Source organism: Pleomorphomonas sp. JP5, assembly GCF_023721815.1.
In the GTDB taxonomy this organism is placed as follows: domain Bacteria; phylum Pseudomonadota; class Alphaproteobacteria; order Rhizobiales; family Pleomorphomonadaceae; genus Pleomorphomonas.
In genome coordinates this window covers 273,756-286,045 of record NZ_JAMDLI010000008.1, presented here as the reverse complement: position 1 = coordinate 286,045, position 12,290 = coordinate 273,756, and the positions used below count along the sequence as shown (strand labels likewise).

Sequence of the window (12,290 nt, the reverse complement as noted above, 5' to 3'; positions counted from 1 at the left end):
CCTCACTGGCACATACCGGCAATTCTTGCGGCGGCTGCTGCCGATGGCGTTTCGCTCGCAGCGAGCGACTTTCTTCCTCTAGTAATGATGTGTCCGTCCTCCGCTTCTTCAAAACCGCAGACTCCACGGATGCAAACCATATCGTTGGAAAGCACAAATGTGTCGGAGTTCTCCTCCGAGATCTCGGATTCTTGCACCGAGAGCTCGGAACTTTTCACCAAAACGCGGAAGGAGACTTTGTAATGCGTAGCTCCGCGCCGGACGCGGCTGTTCTGCTTCGGCAGATCGCCCGGAACGCGACCGACGATTTTGTATCGGTCAAGGAGGCGATCAACCTTGTTCACCGTGCCCTGTCGAAGCGCCTGCCCGGTCTCAAGGTCTCTCGCGTCGAAGATATCTGGCGAGGCGAAGCCCGCCTTATCCGGGCTGAGGAAATGGACGCCATTCGCGCCGAAGCCGACGCCAAACTCCAAAAGGAAGCCCAGCATGCATACGGACAGGTTCGCGAGGACATCCGCCGCCTCGAAGCCCTTGTTCTGGCAATCGAGAACCAGATTAGCGCTGGCCATCAGTCGGCTTTCGCATGCGCTGGCGCACCGCATCGCACCATGGCTCGATGAGTAGTAAACGGCGGAAAACCGGCGAATAGGACCAAATCCTGCGGCTCCGAATGAAGGCCTTACCATCGCGACCATGTCGCTTAAGGCAAACGGCATCGCCTTCATTCCGGGGACCGCAGGTGAGGGCGGGAAACACCTAGAGTTAGGAGACTGGTCAAATGGCAAAGCAGTCAACTCCCGTCCGCATCCGCCGCATCCTCATCCGTCTGGCTGGAGGCCAGACCCTATGCAAGTCGTTCGCTCCGAACGGTGGTGATCTCCGCTTCTGGTTCGAGCCAAGCCAAAAGGACGCCCCGCTCAAGACTTGTCTCGATGCCATCGCCAAAGGGTACATCGTGGCCAACGGCGACGGGTTGTTTGGAGACAGCCAAACCTACAGGGCGGTCAAATGAACGCGCCCCAGTTGCTTCGGGCTCGTCGGCGCCGGCACGACGAAGACGACATTCAAGCGTCGCTCGTCGAACACCTCAAATGGCGGTTGGCGCGCGGCGTCGTTTGGTACGCCGTGCCCAACGGTGAGAAGCGCGACAAGATAACGGCAAGCCGGTTGAAGCGGCTCGGCGTCAGGGCAGGGGTGGCCGATGTGGCCTTCGTCCTGCCGGGCGGCGCGGCGGCCTATCTGGAGCTGAAGGCTGGCAAAGACGGCCGGCAGTCGGACGAGCAAAAGCAGTTCGAGGCCGACGTAGTCGCCGCCGGTGCGCGCTACGCGCTGGCGCGAACCCTCGATGACGCCCTTTCGATCCTTCTGGAGTGGGGAGCGATCCGGTGACCTCGCCGATCGCCGCTCATGTGGATCTGGTTCGCCTTCTCTACATCGAGGAGCGCGACCACATCCAGAACATCCGCTCGGCCGCTGCCCGCCGTGGCAACAGCCTTGAGGTGAGAGCGGCGCGGGCAAGCCTCGGAACGATCTCGGTCAAAGAACACCGGCTCGACGCACTGGCGAGCCTGGGCAAATTCCTTTCGGAACTGGAGGCGGACGTGAAGACGCGGCCAAGCGAGGGCGACCAATGAGCATCGCCAGCCTTATCGAAGACATGGCCGCCGCCGGTGCTCCCATCAGCGCCATCGTCATGGCCGTCCGTGAGATCGAAGAAAGGGACGCGGTCGACGCCGAGCGCCGCGCCAAGGCGGCCGAGCGCAAGCGCCGAGAGCGTGACAGGAGGCGTGACAGTCACGCGACAGTCACGGGACAGTCACGCGACACCCCCCAATCCCCCCCGCTTTCCCCCACACCCCCTAACACCCCCCCTATATCCCCCCAGACTATACCGGACGAGGCGCGCGACGCGCCGCTCGATCAGGGGCCGGTTTCGGAGCCGGATTACGAAACGCTCGGTCGGGAACTGGCGAACGCCGGGGGCAGGGCGCTGGTCAATCCAGCCGGGGCCCCGGGGCTCCTCGTCCTCTCCGATCCGATGAACTGGATCCGCAACGGCTGCGACCTCCAGGCCGACATTCTCCCGGCCATCCGAGCCCGATGTAGCAGGGCGAGACCATCGAGCATCCGTTCCTGGAACTACTTCACCGAAGCCGTCTACCAAGCCCGCGACAACCGCCTGAAGCCCACACCGGAGCCGAACAATGTCCAACCGTCCCGCACTTCCCGCTCCGCAGCAGCTTCACCCCATGACAACCTCTTTGCCGCCCTCACTGGTCGAGCTGGAACGTACCTTGAGGCCCGAGGAGGCAGCGAGCCGGACCCCGACGCTGAGCCGAGCGCTTACGACGGCCGAACGATCGATCTTGTCGCGGTTGGTCGATGATGTCGCCCCGTTCGCCGAAGCCAAACCCGATCCGGTCACGGCGTTGCGCGAAGTCGCCCGGCTCCTTCTGGCCTTCCCGGTCTCGAACCTCAGCGTAGCCGCTGCGGAGGCCCGCTCGGAGGCTTACGAGATTGCCATCGAGGACGTACCCGCCTGGACCGTCAAAGCCGCTGCACGACGCTGGATCAAGGGCGAGGTGGCCAACCTCGGCGACAAGGTGAACCTGAGCTTCCCGCCGTCGCCGCCGCAGCTACGCGCGCTCGCGCTCGACGAATGGGCGAAGGCTCGCGGCGCGCTGTGGCGCTATCGGCGGCTTATGGCGGGAAGGGTGGCAAGAAAAGTCCCGCCGGAGAAGCGCCGACCTCTGCCAACTGAGATGTTGAGTGGCCTGGGTAGGGATTTGTCGGATGGAACGACTGTCCGCCGGCCAGCCTAATCCACCAGTAGGTCCGCTCTACCTACTCTTTTGAGCTCGCCTTCGAACCATGATCGATATGCGGGCGATGCTGCCTCAAGAGCTTCAGGGACACTGATCTCGGTAACGTCGAAGTCGTTGGGCACTGAAAAACGTAGCTCGCTGCGCAGCAACGTTTGGACTAGGTAGTCATAACTGACGCTGGGGTCTCCATGGTATTCTATCGCGAATATACCAAATTGACTCGCAATAAGCGGGTCAATGATCGTATAGATGAACTCAAGGGAGAGACCTCCGAGGTCGCTGTCGTCCGGTGGGCAGAAATGTTGAATAGCATTGCGCGCGCGTCGGAGTTGTTCAAAGCAGTTCGTGTTAGCAATCCGGATTCCCGAAGAAGCCCATAGTATTTGTGGTAGCCTTTCAAAATCGTGCGTTCGGCCACGTCTAATTAATGTGTCAACATCGATCTCGTCCGTTCGATTGTCATCAAGGCCGGAAATGTCTTTGAACAATAGGAGCGGGTGCTCATAGGCAATGACGGCCTTTATGAAGAGCTCGCCTGCATGCGCGGCGTTTAGTACCGATAGCGTGGGCCAATACTCGTTACCGGGGTCCATGAAGACGGCCTGCATGTTGGCTTGCGTCAAGGCTGCCGTTGCCAACCCAAGAATGCGTTCGGGGATGCCTTTGAGCTCGTCATTCATTTGGCTTGTCCTCTCTTGGCTATCCTATCCGGTAGGCTCGTCACTCATAGTAGCAAACCGGCTCCCGCCCGCCCGGCCGACTATAGGCGCTTCGCCCGCCGCAACGACTTCCGTTCCTTGCGTAGTCATAGGGGCAATCACAGCTCCCATAGACCGGATCTCGGATCGGATTCCCTGGCGCCGGCTGGGTACGTAGCTTTGGAGGGCTGGGCTTCGCGGCCTTGAGGGCCGGGGCCGCTTTGGGCGCGGCTGATTGTGCGGGCGCAACGAGAGCCGCTGTCGTCCCTTCCGCGACGTAGTCCCTATGCACCCAGCCTGTGAGACCGAGCGAAGGGACGCTGACCTTGAGCCGGTCTCCGGATGAGGCAGAAACCTCGACGGCCGTTCCCTTCTTCAGCGTCCGGATAATGGGCGCGTCCGCCGCCTCAGTGGACCGTAGGCGGACGTTCGCTGTCGTCGACATCGGCCGGCCCCGTTGCTCTGTCGCTTGAGTGTTGCCTGGGGGAATGGGCTTGCTTGTCGTGTCTTCGAGGAGTGCTGCCGGGGGCATCTCCGAGGATCTGATAGACGGTGAGTAGCTGGCCGTCGGAACAGAGGTGACAGCCTTTCGGTCCTCGTGACCACCGCTCAACCACGCGATGATCGCGCCGGCAACAACGATCCAACCTAGGCAACCATTGTTTTGCGCCTTGGCCATGCGCGCGAGCCCAATCCAGCCCGAGCACGATACGCCTCATTTCTCGCGAAGGTAGAGCGCAATAAGCCCGACACGCCTTTGCCCCATGGTTCGGCTTTGGTGTCAGGGAGAGGGCCCGTGAACCCCGCCGCTATGGTTATCCCCAGCTTTTGACCTTGTTGAAATGTGCGGTGAGGGGAAGCCAATAGACTGTTTTTAAACGCTCAGCAGGTGATTTTTAATCAGTGGCTTTCTAGGCTAAGTATCTGAAAGTTAAGGAATGTGTTGTGCGACGCCGGAATCGTACCCCCTAGCAAATGACGGTTGCAACCAAGCTCGGACCGGCTCACTCCTCGGTCAGTTCAACGACTGGAGCAATCAATGTGCAGCGAGGAATTCGAGGCTAGGCGGAAAAGCAGCTCGGGGCTGATGGAATGGTTAGGCAGGGGGGCTTCGCCGCTCCGTGTTCACTGGGTCGACGGCTCCGCCATGGCGCCGACGCTTAGGCCCGGTGATGCCGTCTTCGTGCTCCCAACGACCTGTTACGAGGGAGAAGGGATCTACCTGGTTGAAGATGGGGGAGACGTTCCCAGCCTCTTCAGGGCAATGACAGGGGCAAGCCGTGAGGATATCCGCCTGTCGTTCGACGCCGCTCCGCACTCCGCATTCACGATGCCGCGCGACAGGTTCAACGAGAGGGTTCTTGGGCTGGTCGTCGCGGAACTGAGAGTGACCCAACCAAGCAAAGCCCGTAAGGCGTTGGGGGCTTCTCGAACACCTTAGGTCCTGGAGACTGTCCTGAGTGGCATGATGCAGCGTTTCTTTGGCTACCCCCGCTGCAACCAATCAATGATCGCGCCGGCAACCAAATTCCGTCTTGGCCATGCGTGTTCGAGCAATCCAGCCCGAGCAAGATAGACTGGATTTCCAGCGAGCTAAAAATAACCCTGAGACTGGTGGTCTACTCGTCGACTGGAATGGTCAAGTCAAGGATCTCGCCTGAATCGTTTGCTCCCGGATGCGAAACTCCACACGTTTCAAGTTGCTCTTTTGTCCATCTATTCCGGTTTAGAACGTAGTCTCGATAGATGTGGACGCCATCTTGATTATACGTGTCGCCGTAACCCCACTCAAGTATGCCGTGTTGCCCCTCCCCACACTGACGTTCGACCGGTAGTTCTCCTGCAAAATCGTCTGGCAGGAACGGGGGGGCTAATTCTTTACAATAATACGATCCAGACAGCATATTGGCCGGCATGACACCGAATTCGGTGAAGTCCGCGCCAGACACGTTCGAATCCTGAAATTCGGATATGCTTTCATCACCGTAGTTGAATATTCTTCTCCCGTTTCTGAATGTTGCCGCGACAAAAAACGCGCCTTGAAAGACGTGCTCATCGTACTCGAAGTCGTCGAATATTGTTGCGGAGTAGTCTGTTCCGTGACCGGAAAATCCAGACAGTGAGACTGATGTAAAGTTTGATCTAACAAAGCTAGACTCAGGAGTTATTACATTATCTAGGCCTCTATCGGTATCAATTGATATATTTCTAAATACGGACTTATAGAAATCTGCGAATTTTATAGATGAAAACGAAATTGATGATTTCTTACTAATGCCGATAAATATCGAATTGTATAAAGAGGAACAGTTAAATTCGACATTGTTTAATTCAATGTCAGAGAAATAGCTTCCTCCGACATTTGATCCTGAGATATCAAATCCTCTTTGGAATAGTCCGCTAAATATAGAGTTTGGTAAATCGGATTCTCTGATCTTTATATTCTCGGTGAAGGACGATATGAGGCGTAGCCCGCTGTAGTAGGGACGTTCATTGTCACCAACGCGGCTCAGATCTACACTGTCGAGATGTATCCTATGGGTCTCCTTCGTCGGAGGGAGCTCTGTGACCGTTTTCGCTGGTCTGAAGGAGTCCAAATAGACTTCGAACTGGGGCTTTTCTGTCTCCATGAATGGAATCCAGTAGCCGATAAAATCAGATAGACATCTAGCAGGAGCTTTCGCATGAAAATAGTCAAATAAATAACCTTCACCAGCGGCCAGATTTATAGTAATCCAACAGTCACGTGTATTAAGATAGCCAATAACTTCCGCTTTCCCGGAATTACCACCTGCGGGTTGTGTGAGCAATTGCCATGAATTGAATAATTTATTTTCAGAACTATCTTGTCGGTCAACCCAGTAAGAAAATAGTGCCCCAATTATGGCGGCCCCGCCCAGTGCTGTAAGTATTCTAAGGATATGAAATGACTCAAAGATATCTGCCAATGCATCTAGACGGCTACGGCGAGTGAGTGCATTATTAAGTTGTCGCGATCGAATTCTGAATTTCGCCCTAGATAAGCTGCGGAGCTTGGGGTTCTTTTCATTATTTAGAGTCATCGAGAGCTCTTCAGGTCAATTTATTCGAGCATATATGATGCGCTGATTCAATCAAGAGATGTTTGCCAAGTGGAAGCGGACGAATTTGGTTTGTCCCGTCGATTCCTGTCTTCACCCAACTCTCTTGTATGTTGGCTATCAGCCCCAGTTTTCTCGAGGTATGGAAGAAAGATCCATCATCCTCAAGGCGTCACGTCCAATTGCGTAGAACGCATGCCACCTATTCGAATGCTGCTATCTGGTCCCGTCGATAAGGATCATCAGGCGACGGATGGTTTCCTCGCGGTCAGCCGGCCGGCCATCACACATCCGGTTGAAGGTATTGAGGGGGATGCGCAGAGCATCCGCCTTTTGCGCCCTGGTCATTTCCGGGCGCCATGCCTTCAGGATCTCAGATAGCGGGCGCGGATCGGTTTCCCAGTTGTGCGCCACCGGAGTTTCTTCCGGTGAAGCGGCACTAGTGGAGACCCAAGCCAAAGTTGGCGCTGGCCGGTCGACGGCATGGAACCACCTGTGACCAGTGATCTTGACTGCAAGGTAGGTCGCGGCAGGGTGCCCGGCGCTCGCTGGTGTTCTCTTCGCTCCGGCTGACCTGATGAGAAGTCCGCTGTCCTGTAGCCCAGGCTCAAGCAGTTCCCGTGCAAGCCGCTTGGCTCGCGCCGTGTCGCCAGTCTCTTCACCCTCGGCGAGATCAGGCGTCGGCTCGGTCTCAGGCCATGGGATCATCAACAAGATGCCCCTGACGCTGTCCGCTGCTTTGCGCTGCCTGTTTGATAGCTGGATCATTCTCGCCTCTGCAAATGCCTATGCCGCGCACAGGGCGCGGCGTCAACGGCGAGATGTCGGGGAGGCCGGCCCCACCAAGAGGGCCGGCCTTCGCTTTAGGCGCTGACCGGCTCTAGCGCCTTCAGCACCCTTTCAACCGCCCATCGGCCGTTTTCGTTCAGGTGTCGTTGCCAAGCGCCTTCGCTTGGTGCCCAGCGGAACCCGTTTGACTTGAGCGCGTCGCGAACGCCCGCCGTCGGCTTGCCCTCAAAGAAGAGTTGAACGCGGGCGGCGTCACCGTTCTCGACGATCCGGAGAGGCCCGGCGGTTGTTTCCGCCATGCGCTCGACCTCGCCGCGTTCGCGGTTTCGCTCGATGCTCTTGAGGCGGCCTTCCAGTCGCTTGATCTCGGCCAGTTCGCCGGAAAGCATGTATCCAGGGAAGCCGCGCCCCATCCAAGCCTCTATCGGGCATACGATCTTGGCAGCCGTGGCGCGGGTGAAGCCGGTTACGTCGATGACGGCTTCAATCATTTCTGCCTCGTCGCCGCTCTTGACGGAGCGGATCGCCGCGTTCACGGCCTTCATGCGGGAGTGGTTCGCCCTGAGGCGTTCGATTTTCTCTCGGATTAGCTCGGGCGCGTCGGGATTGTTGGCGCGGATCGCGTCCCCCGGCATGCCGTGGGGGAACGCGCGGCGCTCAACGGCGCGCTTGGCCTTGGTCAGGTGTTCGCGGATGAGCTCTTGCCCTTTGTCCGCGCTGTTCATTCGCTTGCGGTTCCGTTCGGTCGGGAACTTGGCCGGGCCGACGATGAACGCCGACATGCACCGGCTTTCGAGAGCCCAGGAGCGGCGGGTGAGGCTGATTTGTCGGCTGGCGAACTCCGTCACCTCGGACACCGCGTCCAGCCTTCCGCCCATCTCAATGAGCCCCTGGACGTGGTCGGCGAACGAGTTCAAGCGCTCGGCAAGGGCTCCAAGTTCCATCGATGCGCGCCGTTCCGGGAAATGCGACAGGGCATTCCAGTTGTGAGAGATATCCTGCACGGAGATCGTCTCGGTGCCGTGCTCGGTGGTGACGGTCAGGGTGCCGTCGATGAAAGTCGCAATGCTGCTCATGGCTCAGGCCTCCACCGGAAGGGCGTCGAAGGTGGCGGCGGTCGGATAGGTCGACAGATCCCCGCGCCGAACAAAGACGGTCAGGAAGCGCCCGTTTCGCTTGGCGCAAGCGAGGTGGATGCGGCCGGTTTCAGCCTCACAAAGAAGGAAGCGCTCCACGCCGTCCGCTGTTCTCCAATGGACCGGAGGCATGACGTTCAAGAGATCGTCGTAACGCTCTTCGGTGATCTCGACCGGCGGCCGTTCGAGGTATTCGGCTTCTCGAAGCGCAAAGAACTCGTCACATGGAATGGCGATGGCCGAGACATACTCGGTCGCGGTCTCCGGATCGGTCTTGAGACGGTCAAGCTCCGCCTGGGCGGCATCCCCGTTCGAGAAGTAGTTCTGCGGGCGGCCGTCTTTGACGATGTAGAAATCGGGCTGGGTGGTCACGTTATCACCTACTGAGTTCGAGGCTTTGGCCTCTGGATGAGTTCGAAGCCTTGCGCTTCGATGGATGGTATATGCATCGTAACGATGCATATGTCAACCGGGTATGTCCTCGTACTAATCCCTACCTGTTCGCCTCGCTCCTGTCGGACTCCTGTCAGTTGTTCACTATTCGTTCTGGTAGTATCTAGAGGGCATGGAAGACAGGTCCATTATCCTCGAGGTCACGTTCAAAGCCGCGCTGTTGGGGCGCTGGCAGAGCCTCGAACTGAACTGCGAAGCCTGCGGGGTGTCCGTGCGCTTCGATCTCCAGCGGCTACGAGCTCGAACGAAGCACCGCGTCATATCGGAGTTCGTCCACCGGGCGCGTTGTCGGTTCTGCGGTGCCCCGCCGGCCTCCGCGTATCTGGTCAAGAAGCTCGAGGGAAACGACCCGCTGCGCTGGATGCCGTTCCACATCGAGGAATGGAGCAAAGACGGTAATCGGCGAGAAGCGCTGTTAACTGCCAGCCACTCGGCTACCGTTGGTCGGGCAGCATTTGAATGTACCGTCTCCGAGCGGCCAAAGCAGTTCATCACCTTGCGAAAGGGTACCTGGCTTATTGCGACCTCTCGCCCGGATCCTCCGCCGGGCAAGGTCGCAAGGCTACCTGACCGCAAGCGTGACGAAATGAGTACGGAAAAGAGCCAGGGCGTCGGATAGCGTCGCCCACTCCGTTACGCGGCGCAAAGGTGGCAACTTAGTTGGAGCGCTCATGTCTATTTCGAAGACCCGCGCCAACTAAGTTTCTTCACGTTGGTTTCCGCCAAGTATCCAAGCTTTCCCGGCATCAAGGATTCTCTGAGCTGACCTAGATCGGCTACATTCTTTTGGCGGTGAATCGCACGGTGGCAGCTAGGACACAGCACGACGAAGTCTTTGCGGGGGTCAAGGAGAACCGTCTGCCCATTCTTGAGGTCGCTCAACGGGACGAGGTGATGGGCGTCACACATTTCCTTTGCGATGGCCCCATAGACTTCAGACATCTCAAACCCACAGCAACGGCACCGTGTCCCTTGAGCCGCCTTGACCTTACGCGAATGGTCTGGGCTGCGCTCGATAGCACGATGCTCCTTGTAGCGCTTTGCTTCCTTGAGGGATTTATCGGCAAGGCCAGCCTCTTCAGCCTCCTGCAGGATATCGCCGTCAGTTGTCCAGCCACCTTCACTTACAAGGTGCTTATATAGCCTTAGAGCCTCCTCAAGGTCTTCGATCATTTCCCTATCGGTCGGAAGGTGATGTGCATCGTACTCACGGGCTACGATACACCCTGTCTCATATAGTTTGGCTCTCCAGCCGTTAGTATTAAGATCCATCTCAACAGGGGCCAGTCGCGAAGCATGCCTCTCGACGCGCCCGCGCATGACCGAGGCGCGCGAGGCGAGCTCGCGTCTAGCCACCCTCATCCCGGCGGATTTTCTCAAGTCATTGCAACCCTGAGCGAGCGTCAAGTAAAGTCGATCTTTCCCTTTGCTGAGGAGGTAGACAATATAGTACTGTCTTTGGACCGACTTTGTTATGCGTTTATCTAGAATTGCGACCCAAGGTGTGTATGTCCAATCACGATCACCGATGCTGAGATCGAAGGTGAGATTTTCTTTGGCGTGAACTATCCCCCTAAATAGTGTTCTCAGATTTGGTAGTACGGTATTCCTGAGCGGGGTTATTTTGAAGGAGCCGTTTCCGATCACCGGAGGATCTGGAAAATTCTGAATGAACTGTTCAAACTCGTTTCGCATTTCAACTTCAGCCCCAATAGGTAACCTGCAACTTGTCAGAAAGCTAATGAGGAGGTGTTATCAGAGGGTTAGGCGATCGGAAGAAATTCGCGCTATGATTGTCTTCCTAGTAGGGGAATGAGGCAGTGGCCAACGGGGCGGACAAACAAAGACCGCCCAAGGCTCATGAATGAAACAACCCCGCGCGGTACGACACCGGCGGGGTTGAGTAACGCTTTATCTAGCGTGATGGATCAATCGCCACCGGGCCGCTGATCGGCAGCGCGTCCACCGCATCTCGAACCGTCGCTGGCAGACTGCCAAGAGTGATCGCATGAGCCGGCAAAGGCGGGGAGTGCGGTGAGGGCAAGTAGGACGGCGAGTAAGGCTGCGCGCATTTCGTTCTCCTTGTTGAGGCGGACAATTTACGCGGGCAGAGAAAGCAGGCAATACGGGAAACGATTAAGCCCCCCACTCCTTCTAGTAGTAGCATTAATCAAAGGCTGCATGACGCTCCAGCGGTGGAGGGGGCGGCGGGCAGGTCAGTGCTGGTCGTCTGCCTTGGCTGTCGTTCTGCAAATGTCCGCGTTTCTAGTTGCCCCGGAATCCCTGTTCTGATAGATTCATCAGTGCCTTAAGTGACGTGGTCGCGGCGAGAGATTGCCGCACCAATGCGAAACCCGATAATCAGGGATTACAACTCCCTTCTTGCTGAGCTTGTCGCTGAACGTAAGCGGCAGGGCCTTTCCCAGATCGATATGGACACCGTCGCGTTCATCGCCGACGGGTACACCGCCAAGCTAGAGGCGGGCTATAAGTGCTTCGGCCCGATCTCCCTTGCCGCCGTCCTAGGTGCGCTCAACGTCGCCCTCGTCCTCGTCAAGCTCGATGAGCATGGACGTCCCCTCATAGAGGGGGAAGAGGTAGCAGCATGAGCGAGGAGACAAACACCCTCCAGGCTCAGCCTCAGGCCCAACCCCAGAGCCTCAACCCAACCCAGACACAAGCTAGTTCTCCCCTAGGGGGAATAGCCAACCCAGATGGTCACCTCTCGGTTCTCTCCAGGAGGCAGATACCCTTCGTCCAGTCGATTGTCTGGGATGGATTGCCATTCACCCATGTATTCCAGAAGCTCGGTATTCCCGAAAGGACTGCCTACCGCTGGATGCGTGACCCTGCCGTACTCGCAGCGATTAAGGCTGAGGAGAAAGTGCTGCGCTCATCCGCTCGGGCCGGCAACATCCACGCCCTGCAACGCGTTCGGGACACCAGCGACAACAGCCTAGCGGTGGTTCAGGCGGTTAAGGCCTTGGAACAACTGGCAGATCAGGAGCAGGGCTCGGCAGCTCCGGGGCAGTCGCGCGGCTATGTCATCGTCATCAATGCCCCGTCTTCAGCTGGGACGGCTGTTGATGCGAATGCGCAACCCGTTGGAAATGCTCGCATAATCGACGTGACGCCAAGCGATGGCGAGTGCCACGACTCTCCGGACGACACATCGGAGGGGGGAGGGGGGTAGCTCGCAGACAGTGCGGCACGGACGGACCCCGCCCGGAAAAACCGGTCGCCTCGCAAGAGCTCCAACTCCACACACACAACTTCCCCAAAACAAATCCGAGTTTTTTTCAGCTTAAA

17 protein-coding genes are annotated in these 12,290 nt (G+C 57.7%); 9 read left to right on the top strand and 8 right to left on the bottom strand.

Annotated features, from left to right (window positions below; translation table 11 throughout):
• Positions 1 to 2: 2 nt before the first annotated feature.
• Positions 3 to 725: a hypothetical protein gene (locus tag M4J40_RS12605; protein WP_251754500.1), complete on the bottom strand. Its 723-nt coding sequence runs from the start codon at positions 723 to 725 to the stop codon at positions 3 to 5.
• 53 nt (positions 726 to 778) lie between these two features.
• Here M4J40_RS12605 and M4J40_RS12600 point away from each other — a divergent pair, with 53 nt between their 5' ends.
• The 5 genes from M4J40_RS12600 to M4J40_RS12580 are packed head-to-tail and all read left to right on the top strand — an operon-like array spanning position 779 to position 2,822.
• Complete coding sequence (locus M4J40_RS12600; protein ID WP_251754499.1) at positions 779 to 1,012, top strand: hypothetical protein; 234 nt, start codon at positions 779 to 781, stop codon at positions 1,010 to 1,012.
• Positions 1,009 to 1,389, top strand: coding sequence for a hypothetical protein (locus M4J40_RS12595; RefSeq protein WP_251754498.1), 381 nt, complete (start codon positions 1,009 to 1,011; stop codon positions 1,387 to 1,389). Before M4J40_RS12600 ends, M4J40_RS12595 begins: the two co-directional genes overlap by 4 nt.
• Positions 1,386 to 1,634: a hypothetical protein gene (locus tag M4J40_RS12590; RefSeq protein ID WP_251754497.1), complete on the top strand. Its 249-nt coding sequence runs from the start codon at positions 1,386 to 1,388 to the stop codon at positions 1,632 to 1,634. Before M4J40_RS12595 ends, M4J40_RS12590 begins: the two co-directional genes overlap by 4 nt.
• The gene (locus tag M4J40_RS12585; RefSeq protein ID WP_251754496.1) at positions 1,631 to 2,386 is read left to right on the top strand and encodes a hypothetical protein; all 756 of its coding nucleotides are present in this window, start codon (positions 1,631 to 1,633) and stop codon (positions 2,384 to 2,386) included. The genes M4J40_RS12590 and M4J40_RS12585 overlap by 4 nt, the downstream gene beginning before the upstream one ends.
• Complete coding sequence (locus tag M4J40_RS12580) at positions 2,376 to 2,822, top strand: hypothetical protein (protein WP_251754495.1); 447 nt, start codon at positions 2,376 to 2,378, stop codon at positions 2,820 to 2,822. Before M4J40_RS12585 ends, M4J40_RS12580 begins: the two co-directional genes overlap by 11 nt.
• Here the strand turns inward: M4J40_RS12580 and M4J40_RS12575 are convergent.
• Together M4J40_RS12575 and M4J40_RS22615 are read right to left on the bottom strand one after the other, a co-directional pair.
• Positions 2,819 to 3,505 (bottom strand): hypothetical protein, encoded by a 687-nt coding sequence (locus M4J40_RS12575; protein ID WP_251754494.1) that lies wholly within the window; start codon positions 3,503 to 3,505, stop codon positions 2,819 to 2,821. The genes M4J40_RS12580 and M4J40_RS12575 overlap by 4 nt on opposite strands.
• 40 nt (positions 3,506 to 3,545) lie before the next feature.
• Entirely contained in the window at positions 3,546 to 3,968 is a 423-nt protein-coding gene (locus M4J40_RS22615) for an SH3 domain-containing protein (protein WP_405030749.1), read from the bottom strand.
• A 594-nt stretch (positions 3,969 to 4,562) separates the two neighbouring features.
• Between M4J40_RS22615 and M4J40_RS12570 the strand changes: the two genes are divergently transcribed.
• The gene (locus M4J40_RS12570) at positions 4,563 to 4,964 is read left to right on the top strand and encodes a hypothetical protein (protein WP_251754493.1); all 402 of its coding nucleotides are present in this window, start codon (positions 4,563 to 4,565) and stop codon (positions 4,962 to 4,964) included.
• A gap of 178 nt (positions 4,965 to 5,142) precedes the next feature.
• On the opposite strand, the gene M4J40_RS12565 is transcribed toward M4J40_RS12570, so the two are convergent.
• The 4 genes from M4J40_RS12565 to M4J40_RS12550 form a co-directional block, all read right to left on the bottom strand.
• Positions 5,143 to 6,153, bottom strand: coding sequence for a pentapeptide repeat-containing protein (locus tag M4J40_RS12565; protein ID WP_251754492.1), 1,011 nt, complete (start codon positions 6,151 to 6,153; stop codon positions 5,143 to 5,145).
• Between the two features lie 666 nt (positions 6,154 to 6,819).
• A complete protein-coding gene (locus M4J40_RS12560; RefSeq protein WP_251754491.1) occupies positions 6,820 to 7,371 on the bottom strand; it encodes a hypothetical protein in 552 nt (183 codons plus the stop codon).
• 95 nt (positions 7,372 to 7,466) lie between these two features.
• Positions 7,467 to 8,468: a hypothetical protein gene (locus M4J40_RS12555; protein WP_251754490.1), complete on the bottom strand. Its 1,002-nt coding sequence runs from the start codon at positions 8,466 to 8,468 to the stop codon at positions 7,467 to 7,469.
• A 3-nt stretch (positions 8,469 to 8,471) separates the two neighbouring features.
• Positions 8,472 to 8,900, bottom strand: a complete 429-nt coding sequence (locus tag M4J40_RS12550; protein WP_251754489.1) for a hypothetical protein — start codon at positions 8,898 to 8,900, stop codon at positions 8,472 to 8,474.
• A 193-nt stretch (positions 8,901 to 9,093) separates the two neighbouring features.
• On the opposite strand from M4J40_RS12550, the gene M4J40_RS12545 reads away from it, so the two are divergent.
• A complete protein-coding gene (locus tag M4J40_RS12545) occupies positions 9,094 to 9,600 on the top strand; it encodes a hypothetical protein (RefSeq protein ID WP_251754488.1) in 507 nt (168 codons plus the stop codon).
• A 56-nt stretch (positions 9,601 to 9,656) separates the two neighbouring features.
• Here M4J40_RS12545 and M4J40_RS12540 read toward each other — a convergent pair whose 3' ends face one another.
• Complete coding sequence (locus tag M4J40_RS12540) at positions 9,657 to 10,676, bottom strand: MrcB family domain-containing protein (protein WP_251754487.1); 1,020 nt, start codon at positions 10,674 to 10,676, stop codon at positions 9,657 to 9,659.
• A 650-nt stretch (positions 10,677 to 11,326) separates the two neighbouring features.
• Between M4J40_RS12540 and M4J40_RS12535 the strand changes: the two genes are divergently transcribed.
• Both M4J40_RS12535 and M4J40_RS12530 read left to right on the top strand, forming a co-directional pair.
• A complete protein-coding gene (locus M4J40_RS12535) occupies positions 11,327 to 11,590 on the top strand; it encodes a hypothetical protein (protein ID WP_251754486.1) in 264 nt (87 codons plus the stop codon).
• Entirely contained in the window at positions 11,587 to 12,174 is a 588-nt protein-coding gene (locus tag M4J40_RS12530) for a hypothetical protein (RefSeq protein WP_251754485.1), read from the top strand. Before M4J40_RS12535 ends, M4J40_RS12530 begins: the two co-directional genes overlap by 4 nt.
• Positions 12,175 to 12,290: the final 116 nt, after the last annotated feature.